The sequence below is a fragment of the Streptomyces sp. 17_S59 genome (assembly GCF_056930295.1).
The window spans coordinates 4,550,361-4,571,589 of sequence record NZ_JBXOWD010000001.1 but is presented as its reverse complement, the minus strand read 5'-3'; the positions used below and the strand labels follow the sequence as shown (position 1 = coordinate 4,571,589).

General features: G+C 72.7%; 19 protein-coding genes. 10 read left to right on the top strand and 9 right to left on the bottom strand.

Features of this window, described 5'->3' with window-relative positions:
- The first annotated feature begins 261 nt into the window (after nt 1–261).
- From AC1Z4A_RS20780 to AC1Z4A_RS20760, 5 genes are all read left to right on the top strand, one after another.
- Nucleotides 262–570, top strand: a complete 309-nt coding sequence (locus tag AC1Z4A_RS20780; RefSeq protein WP_483680947.1) for a hypothetical protein — start codon at nt 262–264, stop codon at nt 568–570.
- An 86-nt stretch (nt 571–656) separates the two neighbouring features.
- Nucleotides 657–1,505: a hypothetical protein gene (locus tag AC1Z4A_RS20775; protein ID WP_483680946.1), complete on the top strand. Its 849-nt coding sequence runs from the start codon at nt 657–659 to the stop codon at nt 1,503–1,505.
- Between the two features lie 36 nt (nt 1,506–1,541).
- Entirely contained in the window at nt 1,542–3,524 is a 1,983-nt protein-coding gene (locus tag AC1Z4A_RS20770) for a fumarate reductase/succinate dehydrogenase flavoprotein subunit (protein WP_483680944.1), read from the top strand.
- A gap of 88 nt (nt 3,525–3,612) precedes the next feature.
- Nucleotides 3,613–4,380: a succinate dehydrogenase/fumarate reductase iron-sulfur subunit gene (locus AC1Z4A_RS20765; protein ID WP_483680941.1), complete on the top strand. Its 768-nt coding sequence runs from the start codon at nt 3,613–3,615 to the stop codon at nt 4,378–4,380.
- Between the two features lie 127 nt (nt 4,381–4,507).
- Nucleotides 4,508–6,382, top strand: a complete 1,875-nt coding sequence (locus AC1Z4A_RS20760; RefSeq protein WP_483680939.1) for a TPM domain-containing protein — start codon at nt 4,508–4,510, stop codon at nt 6,380–6,382.
- Between the two features lie 342 nt (nt 6,383–6,724).
- Here AC1Z4A_RS20760 and AC1Z4A_RS20755 read toward each other — a convergent pair whose 3' ends face one another.
- From AC1Z4A_RS20755 to AC1Z4A_RS20730, 6 genes are all read right to left on the bottom strand, one after another.
- Nucleotides 6,725–9,235, bottom strand: a complete 2,511-nt coding sequence (locus tag AC1Z4A_RS20755; RefSeq protein WP_483683664.1) for a SpoIIE family protein phosphatase — start codon at nt 9,233–9,235, stop codon at nt 6,725–6,727.
- Between the two features lie 188 nt (nt 9,236–9,423).
- Nucleotides 9,424–9,843 carry an ATP-binding protein gene (locus tag AC1Z4A_RS20750; RefSeq protein WP_483683663.1) on the bottom strand — a complete coding sequence of 140 codons (420 nt, stop codon included), beginning with the start codon at nt 9,841–9,843 and terminating at the stop codon, nt 9,424–9,426.
- A gap of 172 nt (nt 9,844–10,015) precedes the next feature.
- Nucleotides 10,016–10,531 carry a (deoxy)nucleoside triphosphate pyrophosphohydrolase gene (locus tag AC1Z4A_RS20745; protein ID WP_483680937.1) on the bottom strand — a complete coding sequence of 172 codons (516 nt, stop codon included), beginning with the start codon at nt 10,529–10,531 and terminating at the stop codon, nt 10,016–10,018.
- 136 nt (nt 10,532–10,667) lie between these two features.
- Nucleotides 10,668–10,847, bottom strand: coding sequence for an SPOR domain-containing protein (locus AC1Z4A_RS20740; RefSeq protein WP_483680935.1), 180 nt, complete (start codon nt 10,845–10,847; stop codon nt 10,668–10,670).
- Nucleotides 10,848–11,000: 153 nt separating this feature from the next.
- A complete protein-coding gene (locus tag AC1Z4A_RS20735) occupies nt 11,001–12,650 on the bottom strand; it encodes an APC family permease (protein WP_483680933.1) in 1,650 nt (549 codons plus the stop codon).
- Between the two features lie 260 nt (nt 12,651–12,910).
- On the bottom strand, nt 12,911–13,663 hold the full coding sequence (locus AC1Z4A_RS20730; RefSeq protein ID WP_483680932.1) for a GntR family transcriptional regulator: 753 nt from the start codon (nt 13,661–13,663) through the stop codon (nt 12,911–12,913).
- Between the two features lie 379 nt (nt 13,664–14,042).
- On the opposite strand from AC1Z4A_RS20730, the gene AC1Z4A_RS20725 reads away from it, so the two are divergent.
- Nucleotides 14,043–14,246 carry an SCO3870 family protein gene (locus AC1Z4A_RS20725; RefSeq protein ID WP_483680930.1) on the top strand — a complete coding sequence of 68 codons (204 nt, stop codon included), beginning with the start codon at nt 14,043–14,045 and terminating at the stop codon, nt 14,244–14,246.
- Nucleotides 14,247–14,331: 85 nt separating this feature from the next.
- Here the strand turns inward: AC1Z4A_RS20725 and ychF are convergent, their stop codons facing one another.
- Nucleotides 14,332–15,420 (bottom strand): redox-regulated ATPase YchF, encoded by a 1,089-nt coding sequence (gene ychF / locus AC1Z4A_RS20720; protein ID WP_483680928.1) that lies wholly within the window; start codon nt 15,418–15,420, stop codon nt 14,332–14,334.
- A gap of 185 nt (nt 15,421–15,605) precedes the next feature.
- Here ychF and AC1Z4A_RS20715 point away from each other — a divergent pair, with 185 nt between their 5' ends.
- Nucleotides 15,606–16,217 (top strand): DUF6542 domain-containing protein, encoded by a 612-nt coding sequence (locus AC1Z4A_RS20715; protein ID WP_483680926.1) that lies wholly within the window; start codon nt 15,606–15,608, stop codon nt 16,215–16,217.
- Here the strand turns inward: AC1Z4A_RS20715 and ppgK are convergent.
- Together ppgK and AC1Z4A_RS20705 are read right to left on the bottom strand one after the other, a co-directional pair.
- Nucleotides 16,114–16,878: a polyphosphate--glucose phosphotransferase gene (gene ppgK, locus AC1Z4A_RS20710; RefSeq protein ID WP_483680925.1), complete on the bottom strand. Its 765-nt coding sequence runs from the start codon at nt 16,876–16,878 to the stop codon at nt 16,114–16,116. The two genes, AC1Z4A_RS20715 and ppgK, sit on opposite strands and share 104 nt — an antisense overlap.
- Before the next feature lie 29 nt (nt 16,879–16,907).
- Nucleotides 16,908–17,897 (bottom strand): 4-hydroxy-3-methylbut-2-enyl diphosphate reductase, encoded by a 990-nt coding sequence (locus AC1Z4A_RS20705; protein ID WP_483680923.1) that lies wholly within the window; start codon nt 17,895–17,897, stop codon nt 16,908–16,910.
- A gap of 75 nt (nt 17,898–17,972) precedes the next feature.
- Here AC1Z4A_RS20705 and AC1Z4A_RS20700 point away from each other — a divergent pair, with 75 nt between their 5' ends.
- From AC1Z4A_RS20700 to AC1Z4A_RS20690, 3 genes are all read left to right on the top strand, one after another.
- A complete protein-coding gene (locus AC1Z4A_RS20700; protein ID WP_483680922.1) occupies nt 17,973–19,343 on the top strand; it encodes an APC family permease in 1,371 nt (456 codons plus the stop codon).
- Nucleotides 19,344–19,551: 208 nt separating this feature from the next.
- Nucleotides 19,552–20,787: an exodeoxyribonuclease VII large subunit gene (gene xseA, locus AC1Z4A_RS20695; RefSeq protein WP_483680921.1), complete on the top strand. Its 1,236-nt coding sequence runs from the start codon at nt 19,552–19,554 to the stop codon at nt 20,785–20,787.
- 10 nt (nt 20,788–20,797) lie between these two features.
- Nucleotides 20,798–21,073, top strand: coding sequence for an exodeoxyribonuclease VII small subunit (locus tag AC1Z4A_RS20690; protein ID WP_483680920.1), 276 nt, complete (start codon nt 20,798–20,800; stop codon nt 21,071–21,073).
- Nucleotides 21,074–21,229: the final 156 nt, after the last annotated feature.

The window sequence follows — 21,229 nt, the reverse complement described above, 5'->3', positions numbered from 1 at the left end:
CACATCTGTCGGATCGTGGGATCGCGTCTTCCGCCGCCCACTGAAGGCGACGCCCCCGGCGAAGGCGTGCCGACACGTCGCCGCCGCCCCGCACGCCACCCGCCTGGACGAACGTTCGGCAGCCAAAGGGGCGCCCCGGCGAATACGCTCCCGCGAAGGCCCGATCGGGACGGCTATCTTCCCCTCGAGGGGTGTGACGCGCGACACTCTCAGTCGCATGACCGGTCGCCACCCGCAACACCCGACGCGGAAGGCCACATCATGTCCGTCAACGACGAATTGATTGCGATGCAGCGCTGTCTCGACGATCTGGACCGCGCGATCGGGCGGCTCGAGCAGCAGCTGGGCAAGGGCGAGCTGGACGTGCGGCGGATCCGCACGGACGCCGGTCATCTGCGCGAGAGCCTCGGCCTCCTGCGTCCTCCCGGCGGCAGCAGCAGAAGCCGCACCACCATCGTGACGGTGCCGCGCGAAGCGATGGTGCCGGTGCCCGACGCCCCGTACGACTCCTCGCTGTGGACGGACGCGGAGGAGGAGGGGCTCGGCTCCCGGGACCGGCGCGCTCCCTAGGACGCGCCCCGGCGCCCCCCGGCGCTCCCGGTGCTCCTGCGCAGCGGCGACCACACCGTCCCCACCACTCCTCTCCGGAGTCCTCCTTGGCCACTGGTACCGACCCCGAAGCCTCCGCCGCGACCGCGGCCCCACCGGCCGGGCGCGGCGTCCACCACGCCTCGCGCGCCGCGATCCCGGCCCGTCATCTGCGCGGCGACCGCTGGTGGCTGGCGCCCGCGGGCACCGCCGCCGGGCTGTTCGCGTTCGTCGTCTACTCCACCTGGCGGGCGTTCGCCAACGGCGACTACTACGCAGCCCCCTACATCTCCCCGTTCTACTCGCCCTGCCTCGCGCACAACTGCGTGCCGATGGCGTCGGGCAGCGCGGACTGGGACCTGTTCGGCGCGTGGTGGGGCCTGTCCCCCGCCCTGCTGATCCTGATCTTCCCGCTGGGCTTCCGGCTGACCTGCTACTACTACCGCAAGGCCTACTACCGGGGCTTCTGGGCCTCTCCCCCGGCCTGCGCGGTGCCGGAGCCGCACACGAAGTACAGCGGCGAGACCCGCTTCCCGCTGATCCTGCAGAACGTCCACCGCTACTTCTTCTACTTCGCGGTGCTCGTCGCGGGCGTGCTCACCTACGACGCCGTGCTGGCCTTCCGCGACGAGAAGGGCGCTTGGGGCCACATGGGCCTCGGCACGCTCGTCCTCCTCGCGAACATCGCGCTGATCTGGGCGTACACCCTCTCCTGCCACTCCTGCCGGCACATCGTCGGCGGCAGGCTGCGCAACTTCTCCCGGCACCCGGTGCGCTACCGCATGTGGGGCTGGGTGAGCGCGCTCAACGCCCGCCACATGCAGCTCGCCTGGGCCTCCCTGGTGAGCGTGGCGGTGGCCGACCTCTACGTCTATCTGGTCGCCAGCGGCGCGTTCGACGACCCGCGCTTCTTCTAGGACTTCCCGGACTCAAGGACAGGGGCATCGAAAGCGATGACGAAGGCGGACCGGCAGTCCTGGGACGTGGTCGTGGTGGGCGCGGGGGGCGCCGGGCTGCGCGCCGCGATCGAGGCGCGCGAGCAGGGGCTGCGCTGCGCGGTGATCTGCAAGTCGCTGTTCGGCAAGGCCCACACGGTGATGGCCGAGGGCGGCATCGCCGCCTCCATGGCCAACGTCAACCACAACGACAACTGGCAGGTGCACTTCCGCGACACCATGCGCGGCGGCAAGTTCCTCAACAACTGGCGGATGGCCGAGCTGCACGCCCAGGAGGCCCCGGATCGGGTCTGGGAGCTGGAGACCTGGGGCGCGGTCTTCGACCGCACGCCCGACGGGAAGATCTCCCAGCGCAACTTCGGCGGCCACGAGTACCCGCGGCTGGCGCACGTGGGCGACCGTACGGGCCTGGAGCTGATCCGTACCCTCCAGCAGAAGATCGTCTCGCTCCAGCAGGAGGACCGGCGGGAGTACGGCGACTACGAGGCCCGGCTGAAGGTCTTTCAGGAGTGCACGGTCACCCGGGTGCTGAAGGAGTCGGGCGGCGGCAGGGTGGCCGGGGTCTTCGGCTACGAGCGCGAGTCCGGGCGCTTCTTCGTCATCGACGCCCCGGCCGTGGTGCTGGCCACCGGGGGCATCGGCAAGTCCTTCAAGGTGACGTCGAACTCCTGGGAGTACACGGGCGACGGGCACGCGCTGGCGCTGCTGGCCGGGGCGCGGCTGGTCAACATGGAGTTCGTGCAGTTCCACCCCACGGGCATGGTCTGGCCGCCGTCGGTGAAGGGCATCCTCGTCACCGAGTCGGTGCGCGGCGACGGCGGGGTGCTGCGCAACAGCGAGGGCAAGCGGTTCATGTTCGACTACGTGCCGGACGTCTTCAAGGAGAAGTACGCCGAATCGGAGGCCGAGGGCGACCGCTGGTACGAGGACCAGGCCAACAACCGCCGCCCGCCCGAGCTGCTCCCCCGCGACGAGGTGGCCCGGGCCATCAACGCCGAGGTCAAGGCCGGGCGCGGCTCCCCGCACGGCGGGGTCTTCCTGGACGTCTCCACCCGGATGCCGGCCGAGGTGATCAAGGCCAAGCTGCCCTCCATGCACCACCAGTTCAAGGAGCTGGCGGACGTGGACATCACGGCCGAGCCGATGGAGGTCGGCCCGACCTGCCACTACGTGATGGGCGGCATCGCGGTCGACCCGGACACCGCGGCGGCCGAGGGCGTGCCCGGCCTGTTCGCGGCGGGCGAGGTGGCGGGCGGGATGCACGGCTCCAACCGGCTCGGCGGCAACTCGCTGTCCGACCTGCTGGTCTTCGGCCGACGCGCGGGGCTGTACGCGGCCCGGTACGCGGCGGGCTTCGCCACGGGGGCCGCGCCGGCGGTCGCGGAGGCCGATGTCGAGCTGGCGGCGGCGGAGGCGCTGCGGCCGTTCGGGGCGGAGGGGCCGGAGGGCGCGGAGGGCGCGGAGGGCGTGCCGGAGAACCCGTACACGCTGCACCAGGAGCTTCAGCAGGCCATGAGCGACCTGGTCGGCATCATCCGGCGGGCCGGGGAGATGGAGGAGGCGCTGCACCGCCTCTCCGGGCTGCGGGCGCGGGCCCGGCGGGCCGGGGTGGAGGGGCACCGGCAGTTCAACCCCGGCTGGCACCTGGCCCTGGACCTGCGCAACATGCTGCTGGTCAGCGAGTGCGTGGCGCGGGCGGCGCTGGAGCGCGAGGAGAGCCGGGGCGGGCACACCCGGGACGACCACCCGGTGATGGACCGGCGGTGGCGGCGGATCAACCTGGTCTGCCGGCTGGCCGACGAGTCCACGGGGCATGGGGGCACCTCCCACGCCGTCAAGGCAGTGGGGGACGTGACGGACCCCTCCCTCGGCCTCATCCGGCTGGAGCGGCGCGAGACCCCGCCGATCCGGCCCGATCTGCTGGCCCTCTTCGAGAAGGACGAGCTGGTGAAGTACCTGACCGAGGAGGAGCTGCTGTGAGCGTCGCACGCGCGGCCGCCGGGCCGCAGACGGCCACGAAAGCCGCACTTTCGCCGCGCGGGCGGAGAAGCGAACGAGGAGATGCAGCATGAGCTACCAGGCCCGCTTCAAGGTGTGGCGGGGTGATGCGGACGGCGGCGGCCTCGCCGACTACGAGGTGACCGTCAACGAGGGCGAGGTCGTCCTCGACATCATCCACCGGCTGCAGGCCACGGCCGCCCCCGACCTCGCCGTCCGCTGGAACTGCAAGGCGGGCAAGTGCGGCTCGTGCAGCGCGGAGATCAACGGGCGGCCGCGGCTCATGTGCATGACCCGGATGTCGGTCTTCGACCCCGCCGAGACGATCACGGTGACCCCGATGCGTGCGTTCCCGGTGGTGCGGGACCTGGTGACGGACGTGTCGTACAACTACGCCAAGGCGCGTGAGGTGCCCGCGTTCGTGCCGCCGGCCCGGCTGAAGCCCGGCGAGTACCGGATGCAGCAGGAGGACGTGGGGCGGATCCAGGAGTTCCGGAAGTGCATCGAGTGCTTCCTGTGCCAGAACACCTGCCATGTGGTGCGGGACCACGAGGAGAACAAGACGGCCTTCGCCGGCCCGCGCTTCCTGATGCGCGTCGCCGAGCTGGACATGCACCCGCTGGACGCGGCGGAGGAGGCCGGTGTGGACCGGCGGCGCGAGGCGCGCGAGGACCACGGGCTGGGCTACTGCAACATCACCAAATGCTGCACGGAAGTCTGCCCGGAGCACATCAAAATCACCGACAACGCGCTGATCCCGCTGAAGGAGCGGGTGGTCGACCGGTCCTACGATCCGTTGGTCTGGCTGGGTAACAAGATCCGCCGCCGCCAGGACTGACTACGCTCCGTAAAAGCTCAGGCCCTCCCGGTAGCGGGAGCACCAATACGGTCATACGCTCCAAAATGTGACGCGGCTGACGCGGCATTCGTGTGGACGCGGGCCGAGGGCACCGGGCGGCCGGGCCATGCTCGGCGCCCTCCTCGCGCTCTGCGCCGTGCTGCTCCCGGCCGCGGCCGCGGCCCGCGCCGACACGCCCCTCGACCTCGACTCCAGGGGGTCCATCACCGACACGGTCGGCGCCCTCGGCCGCCGCCGGGTCCAGGTCGAGGCCGCGCTCGACCGGCTGCACACCCTCGGCCATGTCCAGCTCTACGTCACCTACGTACGGGACTTCTCCGGCCGCTCCCCCCACGCCTGGGCCGACGCCACCGCCGACCGCAACGGCCTCGGGCCGCACGACGTGCTGCTGGCCATCGCCGTCCACCAGCGCCAGTACGCCGTCTCGGCCGACAAGGACTCCGGCTTCCGCAGGGAGCAGCTGGAACGGGTCGCCGCCGCGGCCATCGCGCCCGCCCTCCGGGAGCACGACTGGGCCGGGGCCGCCATCGGGGCCGCCGACGGCTACGGGGCCGTGCTCCAGGGCGCTCCCGTCCGCACGCCCGTCATCCGGCCCGGCATCAGCGACCCCGGCGCCGAGGGGCTGGTGCCCGGCGACAACGACCTGTGGATGCCGGTGGCCGCGTTCGCCGGGACGGGCATGGCCGCGCTCTACCTCTGCTCCAAGCACACCCAGAGCGCCCGGCGGCGGCGCTCGATACGCGAGTACCCCTACCCCGTGCTCTCCGGCGGCTCCGCCCCCGGCGCCGCGGAGCCCGGGCCGGCCCGCCTCGCGCAGCCCCTCACCCCGCTGCCGGAGCTGGCCGCGGAGGCGGCGTTCAGCCTCGTCGGCACCGACGACGCGGTGCGCACCAGTGCCGAGGAACTCTTCTTCGCGACCGGCCAGTTGGGCGAGGCCGCCACGCTGCCCTTCGCCGAGGCCGTGGCCTATGCCGGGAGCGAGCTGGCCGACGCCTTCCGGCTGCACCAGCAGCTCGACGACGCGCCGTACGAGGACGACGGCTTCCGCCGGCACGCCCTGGACGAGATCTGCTCCCGCTGCACCAGCGCCAACCGGCGGCTGGACGCCGAGTCCGCGGCCTTCGACCGGCTGCGGGACCTCAAGTCGAACGCCCCCGCCGCCCTCGACCGGGCCGAGCGGGCCGCCCGTGCGCTAGGCCCGCGCGTGGACGCCGCCGAGGCCGCGCTCCTGGCGCTGGCGGCCTGCCATCCGGAGGGCGCCCTCGCCCCCGTCGCCGGGTACTCCGCCGAGGCCCTCGACCGCCTCGCCTTCGCCACCACCGCGCTCGCCGAGGCCCGGGCCGCGCTCGCCGTCCGCGACGCCGACCGCGCCGTGGTCTCGCTGCGGGCGGCGGAGGCCGCGCTCTCCCAGACCCGCACCCTCGCCCTCGGCGTGCTGCGCCACACCTACGACCTCACGGCCGCCACCGCCCGGCTGCGCACGGCGCTGGCGGAGGCCGCGGCCGAGCCGGACGCGCGGTCCGTGCTGACGGAAGTGCGCCGGGCCACCGCCGACGGCCGCCCGTACGACCCGCTGGCCGTGCTGCGGCGGCTCGACGCAGTGCCGCTGCCGGGCGGCCCGGCGCGCTCGGTGCTCACCGCGCGGGCGGCGGTGGCGGCGGCGCGGGACTTCATCGGTACGCACCGGGGCGCGGTCGGGTGCCGGGCGCGGACGCGGCTGGCGGAGGCGGAGCGCCACCTGTCCCTCGCAGTGGCATCGGCCGCCGCGGCCCGCTCGGAGGCGCGGCGGGCCGATGCGCTGGCCCACCAGGCGCGGGCGCTCGCGGAACAGGACGTGGCGGCGTATGCCACGCCGTACGGCACCGGGGGGCCGTCGCCGGCGCGGGCGCTGGGGGGTGCGGTGCTGGGGGGCATCATCCTGACGGGGCTGCTGCCGGCGACGTTCGGGGGCGGGGCAACGCGGGGGCGTTTGGCGGGGTGACTTTTCCCCGATCCCGCCCCTTCCCGGCTGTGTCGATTTGCGGCTCCGCCGCGTGGGGGGCAAGCCCCCGGACCCCGGGGTGGTTGCTGCCCGGTGGGCCGGTTTGTGCCCACCCTCCCCCATTGCCTGGGGGCACCTCCCAGCGGTAGCTGGGGGAGGAACGCCTGCCCACAAACCGGGCGGCATCCAATTCAGCCCGTCCGGCGTTTGAGGCTGCGCTCGATGTGCGGCTCCGCCGCGCGGCGCGCGCAGCGCGGTCCGGGGTCCGGGGCGGAGCCCCCCACGCGGCGGAGCCGCAAATCGATACAGCCGGGAAGGGGCGGGGTGGGGGAGGAACCCCCCTCAGTACAAGCTCAGCAGCGCTTCCACCGCGTCCGGCGCCGGCGTCTCGCCGTCCGGGAGCGCCAGTTCGAACCACACCGTCTTGCCGTGCGGAATGCGGCGGCTGCCCCACGCCGCACTGAGCAGGCCCACCAGCTGCAGCCCCCGACCGCCCTCGTCCGTGTCCCGCGCCCGCCGCCGCCGCGGCTGCACATGGCCCCCGTCCCACACCTCGCAGACCAGCGTCCGGTCCAGCAGCAGCCGCAGCCGGATCTCCCCCTCCCCGTACCGCAGCGCATTGGTGACCAGTTCGCTCACCAGCAGCTCGGTGGTGTCCACCAGGTCCGTCAGGCCCCAGGTCTCCAGCTGGTCCCGGGCCAGCTCGCGGGCGCGGGCGACCGAGCGCGGCTCGGGCGGGAGGGTCCAGTCGCCGACGCAGCCGGGGCGCAGGCCCCGCAGGCGGGCCATGAGGAGGGCGATGTCGTCCTCGCCGTGGTGGGTGTCCAGCGCGCTGAGGACGTGGTCGCAGACCTCCTCCAGGGGGCGCTCGGGGTCGGCGAGGGCGTCGCGGAAGGCCTGGAGGCCCTCGTCCAGGGGATGGTCGCGGGACTCGACCAGGCCGTCGGTGTAGAGGGCGAGCAGCGCCCCGTCCGGCAGCTCGACCTCGGTCTCCTCGAAGGGCTCGCCGCCGACCCCCAGCGGCATGCCCGGCGGCACCTCCAGGAGCATCGCGGGCTCCCCCGCCTCGACCAGGACGGGCGGCAGATGGCCGGCGTTGGCCACCGTGCACCGCCGGGTGACGGGGTCGTAGACGGCGTAGACGCAGGTCGCCAGGTAGACCTCGGAGAGGTCGGCGGGGCGCACGCTGCCGCGCACCCCGCGCGACGCGGACTGCTTGCCGCCGGGCCGGCCCAGGCCGTGGGCGATCTCGTCCAGCGCGGAGAGCACCTCGGCGGGCTCCAGGTCGAGCATGGCCAGGGTGCGGACGGCCGTGCGCAGTTCGCCCATGGCCACCGCGGCGCGCAGCCCGCGGCCCATGACGTCGCCGACGACGAGGGCCGTGCGGTGCCCGGGCAGCTCGATGACGTCGAACCAGTCGCCGCCCACCTCGGTGGCGGCGTTGCCCGGCAGGTAGCGGCAGGCGATGTCGACGCCGGCCGCCTCCGGGTCGCCGGGGGGCAGCAGGCTGCGCTGGAGGATCAGGGCGCGCTCGTGCTCGCGGCGGTAGAGGCGGGCGTTGTCGATGCAGACGGCCGCGCGGGCGGCCAGCTCGACGGCGAGGGCCGTGTCCCGCTCGCCGAAGGGCTCGCTGCCCTTCGTGCGCGAGAACTGGGCGAGCCCGACAACGGTGTCGCGCGCGACCATCGGCACCGCGAGCGTGGACTGCACGACGGCGCCCAGCTCGGACGCCTCGTCGCCCTCGCGCCCGGGCACGACCTGCACATGGGCGGTGCGCAGGGCCTGGGCGCAGGGCGAGTGGAAGGGGTAGCGGTGCACCTCGCCGACCTGGATGGGCTTGTGGTCGGGGTCGACCGGCGCCCCGGACACCGCGCTGGAGTAGGCCACGCGGCGCAGCTCCGCGCTGCCGTCGGCGAGCCCGGGCGGGGCCTCGTCGCCGGCGAGCAGGCCCTGGTAGAGGTCGACGGAGGCGAGGTCGCAGAACTGCGGGACGGCCACGTCGAGCAGTTCGCGCGCGGTCTTCTCCAGGTCGAGGGAGTTGCCGATGCGCGCGCCCGCCTCGTTGAGCAGCGCCAGGTTGCGGCGCACCCCGGCGGCCTCGCGCTCGGCCCGCCGCCGTCCGGTGACGTCGGTGGCGAGGGCGGCCACCCCGATCGGCCGGCCGCTGCCGCTGTGCAGCCGGTAGAGCGAGACGGACCAGCGGCGCCGCTCGCTGTGCCCGGGCACCGGGCCGACCAGCTGAATGTCCGACACGGGCTTTCCGCTGTCGAGGACTTGGCGCAGCGCGGCGGTCAGCCGGTCGGCCTCGGCGCGCGGCAGGAAGTCGTGCGGGGTACGGCCGCGGTGCCAGTCGGCGGGGCGGCCGAAAGTCTGGGCGAAACTCTCATTGACGCGCAGCAGGGTGAGGTCCGTACCGAAGAAGAAGAAGCCGAGCGGAGATTGGCCGAAAACTGCTTCCGCCGCGGCAATGTCCGTCTCTATTCCGCGCAGCGCACGGACGTCGACGGCGATGCAGAGCGCGGAGCGGTCGCCGTCGCCGTTCTCACAGGGCATCACATAGATCTCGGCAACGCCTTCCTGACGTCCCGTCCGCTGATAAGGGACGAGCCCGGTCCAGGTGCGGCCGCGCAGGCCGTGCTCGCCGAGGAAGGGCAGGCCGGGGTGCTGCCGGGGGCGGGAGTCCACCGGGGCTAGGACCTCCAGGGGATCCTTGCCCACGGCCTGGCGGGCTGTCAGGCCGAAGAGTTCGGCGGCCCGGTCGCTCCAGTGCTCGATGCGGCCGTCCGGGCCGAGGGTGAACGAGGCCATGCGGATGTGGTCGTAGAGGGAGCCGGGCGGGCTGTTCTGCCACATCGCCGTGGCGCCCGTACCCTCTGGCCTGCCCGCCGTACCCGCTGGCTTCTCGCTCACGTGCCCGTCCCCTCCGGCTCTTGTGCTCGCACCGGCATCAGAAGGCCGAGTATCCAGCACCGGGGCCCTTCGGAACACGGACTTCACGATCACAGCACGGTCTCAACCCGCTATGTCTTCTCCCCGGGTTACTAACCGGGCAGACTCAGCTCGAACCACACGGTCTTACCGGTGTTGCCCGGACGGGTACCCCAGCGGCGCGAGGCCAGTGCCACCAGCTGGAGTCCGCGGCCGCCCTCGTCGTCGAGTTCGGCCACGCGTTCACGGGGCGGGTCGGGCAGCGGGTCGGAGACCTCGACGAGGAGGCTGGGGCCGGCGTGGGAGTACATCCGGACGCCGATGGGTCCGCTGGCGTACCGGAGGGAGTTGGTCACCAGCTCGCTGACCAGCAGCACCGTCACATCGGTGACGGCGTCCAGGCCCCACTCGCGGAGCGTGTCGCGGACGAGCGTGCGCGCGGTCCGCACGGCGCCGGCCTCGGCGGGAAAGCTCCACTCGGCAAAGCCGGGCACCGATGCCAAGGTCCCTGCGCTGTCGCTCACGCCGACCACTTCCCAGACCGTGTCCCAGAGCACTGCCGCCCCGCCGGTATGACCGGCTTTAGGGCCAATAATCAGCACATACCCGGTATAGGGGTCTGACTATCTTCTTCAGCGGGCTCCGTCCGCCACGCGTACTGCATCCGGCGTAGACGGCATCCGCCGGTTGTGCGTGAGCCGCAGGTCAGCGTGTGCGAGGGGGGACCTGTTCCGGATCGTCCGCGGGGGCGTCCCCGGCCCCGGAGGGGTCCTCTCCGGCTTCTCCCGCCCCTCCGGCTCCTCCGGCTTCTCCGGCGCCCTCCCCGGCGGCGAGCCGCCGCGCCGCCTCCGCCACCGCGGGGCGGTCCTGCTCCAGCCAGTCGACCTCGAAGGCCCGGTCCGGGGTGAGCCAGCGCAGCTCGTCGTGGTCCTCGAGCGGGCGCGCCTCACCGGCCACCAGCCGCGCCGTCCAGACCTGGAGGACGTACGGCGGCCGCAGGGGCCACTCCCCCTCGATGCGCGCGAGCGGCTCGGCCTCGATGCCGAGTTCCTCGCGCAGCTCCCGTACGAGCCCCTCCTCCGGCGTCTCACCGGGCTCCAGCTTGCCGCCGGGCAGCTCCCAGCGGCCGGCCAGCTCGGGCGGCGCGCTGCGCCGGGCCGCAAGCAGCCGCCCCCGATGGAAGACCGCCCCGCCCACCACAACACGCACCGAAGTCGTCATGGGGGAAAAGCGTAGGGCCCGGTGCTTTCGCACCGGGCCCTGGGGCTGCGACGAGGCCCTCGGGACGCCGCCCCCAGGGGGGCGCACATCCGCGAAGGGCGCACACCCTCCGGGGAGGGCGGCGGGGACACCTGCGTCAGGTGACCGCGCGACCGACCCGCTCCACGATGTAGAGCTGCCGGTGGCCGTGGGAGTCCAGCCGGTCGGCCACGCGCTCCGCCTCCGTCCTGGTGGCATAGCGCCCGACGCGGTAGCGGTTGCCGTTCTCGTCCTGGCGGATCACCAGCCAGGGCAGGACCGGTCCGGTGTCAGTCATCGCTCCCGCCCTCCCGTCGTCGCGCGCACCGGCGCACGCCCTTCGGTGACTTCCGAAGAAACCGCAGTCCGCATATGCCCGAGCGTACGCCCGGACTTTACGCAGCGGATACGGGTTTTCACGAAGAGGTACGCATTCGGCCACCCGTGAGAGTTACTTGGCCTCCGCCAGTTCCTGCTCCGCGGCTTCCTCGGCCTCCGCGTCGGCCTTCAATTCCCGCTCGGCCTGAACAAGAGTCGGGTTGCGCCACGCGCTGCGCACACCCCACACGTAGAAGGCCAGAGCAATCAGGACAACCACGGCGATGTCCACGCCCTGCGGCAGGTAGCCCTTGCCGCCGAACTCGGTGCCGCCGGCCCACGAGACGCCCGCCATGACGAGCAGGTAGGCCACCATCCAGACACCCGCGAGCAGGTGCGGCTTGAGCACGGCCCACGGCTTGCGCAGCTCGTACCAGGCCCAGATCGGCAGGCCGACCGCCATGATCAGGATGACCTTGCCGGTGAGCGGCCAGCGGGCCCAGTACAGCACCAGCGAGCCGAAGACCATCGCGACCGGCGCGATGACCGGCATGGCGCGCAGCATGACCGGGCGCTTGATGTCCGGGGCGATGCGGCGCAGCGACATCACGGCGACGGGGCCGGTGATGTAGGAGATGACGGTCGCCACCGAGACGATTTCGGCCAGCGAGCCCCAGCCGCGGAAGACGGCCAGGAAGAGGAAGGCGACGGCCAGGTTGAGCAGCAGGGCCGGGCGCGGCACGCCCGTCTTCTTGTCGACCTTGCCGAAGACACCGGGCAGGTGGCCGTTCTCCTGCACGCCCTGGATCATGCGCGAGGTGGTGGCGGCGTAGATCATGCCGGTGCCGGACGGGGAGATGAAGGCGTCCGCGTAGAGCAGCATCGCGAGCCAGTTCAGGCCCCAGGCCACGGCCAGGTCGGCGAGCGGCGACTTGTAGACCTTGCCCAGGCTGTCCCAGCCGTTGGCGGCGAGGTCGCCCGACGGGACGGCCATCAGGAAGGCGACCTGCAGGGCTATGTAGATGACCAGCGCGATCAGGATCGAGCTGATGACGGCCTTCGGCAGCGACTTGCCCGGGTTGCGGGCCTCACCGGCCATGTTGAGCGGCGACTGGAAGCCGTTGTACGCCCAGACGATGCCGGAGAGCGCGACCGCGGTGAAGACGGAGCTCCAGCCGTTGGGGGTGAAGCCGCCCGCCGACTCGATGTTGTGCGTGTCGAAGTGGGCCAGCATCAGCGCGCCGGCGGTCAGCGCGGGCACCACGACCTTGAAGACCGTGATCGCGTTGTTGGTCTTCGCGAACAGGGAGATCGCGAACCAGTTCAGGAAGAAGTAGAAGACAAGCAGGACGCTGGCCAGGGCAACGCCCTTGACGGTCAGCTCCTTGCCATCGTAGAGGGACTTGGCCCACTCCCACTTCCAGGAACTCATGTACTGCACGGAAGCGGTCGCCTCGCCGGGGATGACGGAGACGATCGCGATCCAGTTGGCCCAGGCGGCCAGGTAGCCCGCAAGCGAGCCGTGCGAGTACTGGCCGTAACGGACCATGCCGCCGGCCTTCGGGAACATCGCCCCGAGCTCGCTGTACGTGAGCGCGATGGTCAGCGCGACGGCCGCGCCGATGACCCACGCCAGGATGGCCGCCGGCCCGGCGATGGCAGCGGCCCGCTGGGCTCCGAAGAGCCAACCGGAGCCGATGATCGACCCGAGGCCCACGGCCGTCAGGGCCACCGGGCCGAGGGTCCGGCGGTAATTCGAGTGGGAACCCTGTTCGGTACTCAAGCCCCGGATCTCCTTCTCTTTCTAACTCCCCCACGGCAGGACACAAACCGCGCCATCGTACGGGCGATTTGGCCAATAAAGTTCTGCCAAAAGCCCCTGACCTGGGCGTCTGTGAGTTTTGCAACATCAAAAGACTCGGCTTTAAACCGGATCGAATCCGGACAAAGGCGGGCACTTCCTACCCGCTGGTACGGACCGCCGGGGAGGGTTTCCGGAACCGTGCAACCTGACTCCGGAGTCAGTTCATCGGGGGGTCGCCCCTACTTCACCGGAAGGTGGTACGCGACGCGGTGCCGCTCGGCGAGGGTGACCACGTCGGCCGTCTCGACCGGGCAGCCCCCCGCGAAGTACGTCCGCGAGACCACCAGCACGCAGTGCCCGGGCACCCCGCCGAGCGCCAGCGTCTCCTCGGCCAGCCCGGGGCGGGCGCCGACCTCCTCGGTGACGTTGTCCACGACCAGGTCGATGGCGGCCATCCGCTCGACCACCCCGCGCCCGGCCAGCGGCCCCTCCTCGGGCAGCATCACGGGCGTCCGCCCGGTGAGCGCCAGGGGCTCCCAGGAGGTGGAGAGCATGCAGGGCTCGCCCCCGGAGCGGAAGAGGTACTCCGTGCGCATCACCCGGTCGCCGGGGGCGATCCGCAGCCGCCTGGCGACGGCCGGCTCGGCGGGCGCCTGCTCGCTGCGGGACTCCCAGGTGCCCTTCACCCGCTCGTCCGCCTGCTCCTGCCGGAAGGGGGTGGAGTCGCCCAGTGCGCGGTAGCCCGTGCGCACCAGGGCGCGCGGGACGGGCTGCTCGCGGACGTACGTGCCCGACCCGGAGCGGCCCTCGACGAGGCCCTCGGCCATCAGGACCTTGCGGGCCTCCAGGGCGACGGTGTCGGAGACGCCGTACTGCTCCCGGATCCGCGCCTGGGACGGGAGCCGGGTGTGCGGCGGCAGCTCGCCGGCGACGATCTTCTGCCGGAGATCGCCGGCGACGCGAAGGTATGCGGGCTGGTCACCGAACGCCACGTCCACTCCCAAGGGGTTGACAGTCCGCAACAGCTTGGCAACCCAGTGTTGCAATCCGCAACTTCAGGCCAAGGCTTTACGAGGTGTGGCGAAGGCCAGCTCAGGCCGTGCAGGACGGGAAAACCTGCGGCACATGCGAGTCGCACGCACCGGCGGCACATCCGCAACTATGCGCAAACCCCCGGGAGCCGCCCGCAACGGAGCGCGACCGGGATGCGGAAAAGGAACAGCCGAAGGGCAGCCAGAGGGACAGCCCGCCCCGCGTCGGCGCAGGTGGGGCGCTCCGTGCCGGAAACTGCAGATGGATCGGGCGTTCCGGCGCACAGGGCCGCCACTAGACTCGATGATCATCGCCGGCCCACCCCTTGGAGGAATCGGAATGACGCAGCCCCCCTTCGCCGCCCTGACCGCCTCGCTCGCCGCACTCGCCACGGCGCTGGGCTTCCTGGCGATGCAGTTGCGCGAGGCCGGTTACGAGCAGTACGTGGAGTCCGTGACCACCGCCTCCGTCGTGATCATGACCACCGCGTGCCTGACGGTCGTGACCTGGGTCCGCCACCGCCGTCAGCCGAACTCGGACTGAGCGCCGCGGACGCCGCGGACGCCGCAAAGGCGGACGGGCGCCGGGGCATCGCCCCGGCGCCCGCCGCGTTCGGTGACCGCAGTCGTCAGACGTTGAAGCGGAACTCCACCACGTCGCCGTCCACCATCACGTACTCCTTGCCCTCCATGCGCGCCTTGCCGGCGGCACGGGCCTCGGCGACCGAGCCGGTCTCGACCAGGTCCTCGAAGGAGATGACCTCGGCCTTGATGAAGCCCTTCTGGAAGTCGGTGTGGATCACACCGGCCGCCTCGGGGGCCGTGGCGCCCTTCTTGATCGTCCAGGCGCGGGCCTCCTTGGGGCCGGCCGTCAGGTAGGTCTGCAGGCCCAGCGTGTCGAAGCCGACGCGGGCCAGCGTGGCCAGGCCCGGCTCCTCGGCGCCGACGGACTGCAGCAGCTCCATGGCGTCCTCCTCGTCCAGCTCGGCGAGGTCGGCCTCCAGCTTGGCGTTGAGGAAGATGGCCTCGGCCGGGGCGACCAGGGCGCGCTGCTCGTTCTTGAACGCCTCGTCCGTCAGCTCCTCCTCGTCGACGTTGAAGACGTAGAGGAACGGCTTGGTGGTGAGCAGGTGCAGGTCGTGCAGCAGCTCCGCCTTCTCCGAGCCCTGGACGATGCCCGCGGAGAAGAGGGTCGTGCCCTCCTCCAGGAGGGCCTTGGCGGCCTCGACCGCCGCGACCTTGGGGGCGACGTCCTTCTTGATCCGCGATTCCTTCTGCAGGCGCGGCAGGACCTTCTCGATGGTCTGCAGGTCGGCGAGGATCAGCTCGGTGTTGATGGTCTCGATGTCGTCCTTCGGCGAGACCTTGCCGTCGACGTGGACGACGTTCTCGTCCTTGAACGCGCGGATGACCTGGCAGATCGCATCCGACTCGCGGATGTTCGCGAGGAACTTGTTGCCCAGGCCCTCGCCCTCGGAGGCACCGCGGACAATGCCCGCGATGTCGACGAAGTCGACGGTGGCGGGGAGGATCCGCTGGGAGCCGAAGATCTCCGCGAGCTTGGTCAGCCGGGCGTCCGGCACACCCACGACGCCGACGTTGGGCTCGATGGTGGCGAACGGGTAGTTGGCCGCCAGCACGTCGTTCTTGGTCAGGGCGTTGAACAGGGTCGACTTGCCGACATTCGGCAGACCGACGATTCCGATCGTGAGCGACACGTGGCGACTTCCCGTTGTTCCCGTAGTGAAGGCTTCCGCGCCCCGTGACGCGGCCGGTCAACCAGTCTACGGTGCGGCACCGCGCACCGGCCCCGGACGGAGGATTCCCCGAACACACGCCCAGGGTGGCACCCACGGCGTGTCCAACGCCGGATTCCCCGGGCGTGGCTGCCTAGTTTGGACGCGTGGAGCAACCCAGCACGCGCATCCCCCAGCGCAAGGTCCGCCGCGGGTCCCCCGTGCCCCGCCCCGCCGCGCCCGTCGGACAGCGCCGGAACGCCCCCGGACAGCCCGTACGGCGCCCCCGCCCCGGCCGCCCCGCCCCCGCGCCCGGGGGGCTCCCCGCGCCCCGGCTGACCGGGCTCGGCAGCGGTCTGCTCACCGCGCTGGGCATGCTGGCCATCGGCTTCCTGGACGCCCGGCTGCTGAGCGGCTCGCCGCGCGCGTACGGGGTGTTCTTCCTGCTCGGCAGCGCGGCCTGCGCCCTGTGGGTGCGCCCGGCCGAGCTGATGACCGCGCCCGTGAGCGTCCCCATCGCCTTCGCGGTGGGCGCGGTGCCGATCAGCGACGGCTCGGACGGCGTGATCGGCCGGGTGCTGAGCCTGGTCACCCTGCTGTCGCTGAACGCCGGCTGGCTCTACGCGGGCACGCTGATCGCCGCGGTGATCGCCCTGGTCCGCAGGATCCTGCTGATCAAGCGGCGGCGGCGGATCCGGAACCGGCTGCGGAAGCGGCCATCGCGGCCCCCACGATCCCCGCGTTGTTCTCCAGCTGAGCGGGGACGATCTCCGCGTTGACCCCCTCGATCAGCGGCAGGAACTTCTCGGCCTTCCGGCTGACGCCCCCGCCGATCACGAACAGCTCGGGCGAGAACAGCATCTCGACGTGGGCCAGGTAGCGCCCGACGCGCTTGGCCCAGCGGCTCCAGTTGAGGCCCTCGTCCTCCTTGGCCCGAGTCGAGGCGCGCGTCTCGGCGTCGTGCCCGTGCAGCTCCAGGTGGCCCAGCTCGGTGTTGGGGACCAGCTCGCCGCCGATGAAGAGCGCGCTGCCGATGCCCGTGCCGAAGGTCAGCACGATCACCGTGCCCGTGCGGCCCCGGCCGGCCCCGAAGGTCATCTCGGCCAGCCCGGCCGCGTCCGCGTCGTTGAGCACGGTCACCGGCGTGCCGATCCGCTCGCCGAGCAGCGCGGCGGCGTCCTTGCCGATCCAGCCCTTGTCGACGTTGGCCGCCGTGCGGGTCGTGCCGCCGACGACCACGCCCGGGAACGTGGCGCCGACCGGCCCGTCCGGCGCCCCGAAGTGCTCGACCACCTGCCGGACGCAGTCGGCGACCGCGTCCGGGGTGGCCGGGTGCGGGGTGAGCACCTTGAAGCGCTCCGCAGCGATCTCGCCCCGCGCCAGGTCCACCGGGGCGCCCTTGATGCCCGATCCGCCGATGTCCACGCCGAATACGTTCATACCGCCACGCTAAGGCGTGGCGGCGGCCGTCACCCCTCGGACGGGGCCGCCAGACCGGCGGCCTCGGCGCGCAGGTCGCGGCGCAGCTCCTTGGGGAGCGAGAAGGTGATGGACTCCTCGGCGGCCTTGACCACCTCGACGTCCTCGAAGCCGCGCTGCGCGAGCCACTCCAGCACGCCCTCGACGAGGATCTCCGGCACCGAGGCGCCCGAGGTCACGCCGACCGTGGACACGCCCTCCAGCCAGGCCTCGTCGATCTCCTCCGCGTAGTCCACCAGGTGTGCGTCGCGCGCGCCCGCGCCGAGGGCGACCTCGACGAGGCGGACGGAGTTCGAGGAGTTCCCGGAGCCGACGACGATCACCAGCTCGGCCTCGGCGCCCATCTGCTTGACCGCCGTCTGGCGGTTCTGCGTGGCGTAGCAGATGTCGTCGCTGGGCGGCGAGAGGAGGTTGGGGAAGCGGTTCTTGAGGGCGTCGACCGTCTCCATGGTCTCGTCCACGGAGAGGGTGGTCTGGGACAGCCAGACGACCTTGTCCGGGTCGCGGACCTCGACCTTCGCCACGTCCTCCGGGCCGTCGACCAGCGTGATGTGGTCCGGGGCCTCGCCGCTCGTGCCGATGACCTCCTCGTGGCCCTCGTGGCCGATGAGGAGGATGTCGTAGTCCTCCTTGGCGAAGCGGATGGCCTCCTTGTGGACCTTGGTGACCAGCGGGCAGGTCGCGTCGATGGTGGCGAGCCTGCCGCGCGCGGCCTCCTCGTGCACCACCGGGGCCACGCCGTGGGCGGAGAAGATCACGATGTTGCCCTCGGGCACCTCCTCCGTCTCGTCGACGAAGATCGCGCCCTTCTTCTCCAGGGTCTTGACGACGTACTTGTTGTGCACGATCTCGTGGCGCACGTACACGGGCGCGCCGTACTGCTCGAGGGCCTTCTCGACGGCGATCACGGCACGGTCCACGCCCGCGCAGTAGCCACGGGGGGCGGCGAGCAGAACCTTGCGGGCGGGGGTGGAAGTCATGGGCCCATCGTACGGGGCCGCCACGCCCCGGCGTGGCCCCCCACAGGGCCCCGGGGGCGCCCGAATACTGAGCCCATGACGGAGTCCACGACCGAGCCCGTGCCCGCTCCCCCGCCGTCCGGCGCCGAGGGCGCGCTCCGCCGGAACCTGTCATTCCGCGATCTTGTCGTCTACGGCCTGCTCTTCATCGCCCCCATGGCGCCGGTCGGCGTCTTCGGCACGCTCGAGGCCAAGGCGCACGGGGCGGTTGCGCTCGTCTACGCGGTGGCGACCGCGGCGATGGCGTTCACGGCCTTCTCGTACGCGCAGATGGTGCGCGTCGCCCCGCGGGCGGGCTCGGTCTACACCTACGCGCGGCTGGGGCTCGGCGAGGGGGCCGGCTTCCTCGCCGGGTGGATGGCGATGCTCGACTACGTGCTGATCCCGGCGGTCGCCTACCTCTTCTCGGGCATCGCGCTGCACGCGCTGGTGCCGTCCGTTCCGCAGTGGGTGTGGACGGCGGTCGCGGTGGTCGTGACGACCGGGCTGAACCTGACGGGCGTACGGGCCGCGGCGCGGGCCGGCTTCGTCGTGCTCGCGGTGGAGCTGGTGGTGCTGGCCGTCTTCGTGGTGGCGGCGGCCGTCGCCCTGGCGGAGGACGGCGCCCGGCGCGGCTGGCTCACCCCGCTCACCGGCGAGGGCGGCTTCGACCTCGGGGCGGTGCTGGGGGCGGTGTCGGTGGCGGTGCTGTCGTTCCTGGGCTTCGACGCGATCGCGTCCTTCGCGGAGGAGGCGGCCGGGGGCCCGGAGCGGGTGGCGCGGGCGGTGCTGACGTGCCTGGCGGCGGCGGGGCTGCTGTTCGTGGTGCAGACGTATCTGGCGGCGCTGCTGGCACCGATGTCCCCCGCGGACCTGGCGGCCCGCCCGGCCGGCCAGGGCGCGGCCTTCTACGACACGGTCGACGCGGCGACGGGCCGGTGGCTGCACGACCTGGTGGCGGTCAGCAAGGCCGTGGGGGCGGCCTTCGCGGCCCTGGCCGGGCAGGCGGCGGCCGGCCGCCTGCTGTTCGCGATGGCCCGCGACCGCCGCCTGCCGGGCCTGCTGTCGAAGGTGGACCGGGGCTCGGGGGTGCCGCGGGCCGCGCTGCTGGGGGCGGCGGCGGTGACGCTGGTGGCGGCGGTGTGGGCGGCCCGCCGGGACGACGGCCTGGACCGGCTGGTGTCGGTGGTGGACGTGGGGGCGCTGGTGGCGTTCGGGCTGCTGCACCTGTCGGTGACGGGCTGGTTCGCGGTGCGGCGGAAGGGGGGCGGGGTGCGGGTGGTCCGGCATGTGGTGGTGCCGCTGCTGGGGCTGGCGGTGGTGACGGCCGTCATCGCGGAGGCGTCCGCGACGGCGCAACTGGTGGGCGCGGTGTGGGCGGCGGCGGGGGTGGGGGTGCTGGGGGCGCAGGGGTTGCGGCGGGGGTGAATTTCAGCCCGTCCGGCGTTTGAGGCTGCACCCGATGTGCGGCTCCGCCGCGCGGCCGCGCGCAGCGCGGTCCGGGGCCTGGGGCGCAGCCCCCCACGCGGCGGAGCCGCAAATCGATGCAGCCGGGAAGGGGCGGGGTGGGGAATGCCGCCGCAGGCCCCACCGAGCCGCACCCACCCTGTCCGACCCCGCCGCTACGCTCAGCCGCATGGCTGTGCAAACCTCCCCGGACGCCCCCATCCCCGTCGGCCAGGTGTCCCGCCTCATCGGCGGCTGGATCGACCGCCTCGGCGCCGTCTGGGTCGAAGGCCAGATCACCCAGCTGTCCCGCCGCCCCGGCGCCGGCGTCGTGTTCCTGACCCTGCGCGACCCGTCGCACGACATCTCCCTCTCCGTCACCTGCTACCGCGCCGTCTTCGACCGCGTCGCCGACGTCGTCTCGGAGGGCGCCCGCGTCGTCGTGCACGCCAAGCCCGAGTGGTACGCGCCGCGCGGCCAGCTGTCGCTGCGGGCGGCCGAGATCCGGCCGGTGGGTGTGGGCGAGCTGCTGGCCCGCCTGGAGCAGCTCAAGAAGTCCCTCGCCGCCGAGGGCCTGTTCGCCGCCGAGCGCAAGCGGGCGCTCCCGTTCCTCCCCCAGCTCATCGGCCTGGTCTGCGGCCGCGCCTCCGCCGCCGAGCGCGACGTGCTGGAGAACGCCCGCCACCGCTGGCCCGCCGTCCGCTTCGAGGTCCGCAACGTCCCCGTGCAGGGGGCGTACGCGGTGCCCGCCGTCGTCGAGGCCGTCCAGGAGCTGGACGCGCTGCCCGAGGTCGACGTGATCATCGTGGCGCGCGGCGGCGGCAGCGTGGAGGACCTGCTGCCGTTCTCCGACGAGCAGCTCGTACGGGCCGTCTCGGCCTGCCGCACGCCCGTCGTGTCCGCGATCGGGCACGAGCCGGACACCCCTCTGCTCGACCTGGTCGCGGACCTGCGCGCGTCCACGCCCACGGACGCGGCCAAGCGCGTCGTGCCGGACGTGGGCGAGGAGCTGACGCGCGTCCGGCATCTGCGCGAGCGGGCCCTGCGCTGCGTCACCGCACACCTGGACCGCGAGGAGCGCGGCCTGGCCGCGGCGCGGGCACGGCCCTGCATGGAGCGGCCGCAGCGGATGGTGGACGAGCGCGCGGAGCAGATCGCCGCGCTCGCCGCCCGGAGCCGCCGCACGCTGGGCCACCTGCTGGACCGGGCGGACTCCGAGCTGTCGCACACCCGCGCCCGCGTCCTCGCCCTGTCCCCGGCGGCCACGCTGCGGCGGGGCTACGCGGTGCTCCAGCACGCCGACGGCTCCGTGGTGCGCGCCGCGGACGAGGTCGCGGCGGAGGAGGAGCTGCGGGCCCGCGTCGCGGAGGGCGAGTTCGCGGTGCGCGCCGTTGCGGCGCCGTCCGCTGTCGTACCCCCCGCTTAGGCTGGTGGCCATGGCGACGACGGGTGAGGCGACGGAGAAGGCGGCGACGGTGGACGACCTCGACGCGCTCGGCTACGAGCAGGCGCGCGACGAGCTGATCGACGTGGTGCGCCGCCTGGAGGCCGGCGGTACGACGCTGGAGGAGTCGCTGGCCCTGTGGGAGCGGGGCGAGGCGCTGGCGAAGGTGTGCCGCCGCTGGCTGGACGGCGCCCGGGCGCGGCTGGACGCGGCGCTGGCCGCGGAGGAGCCCCAAGGCGAAGAGGCCGGGGAAGCCGAGGAGTCCTAGCCCCAGCCAGAGACCGACCACCCCCTTCTGTGAGGTGGGTCTCACGCACCCTCGGTTTAGTTGAAACTTCATCTACTGCGGCATACATTGGTTACGCCGGCCGGGCAGTCCAGCCCCCCAGACCCGGCAGGCCGATCCCACCCGCAAGCAGAAGGT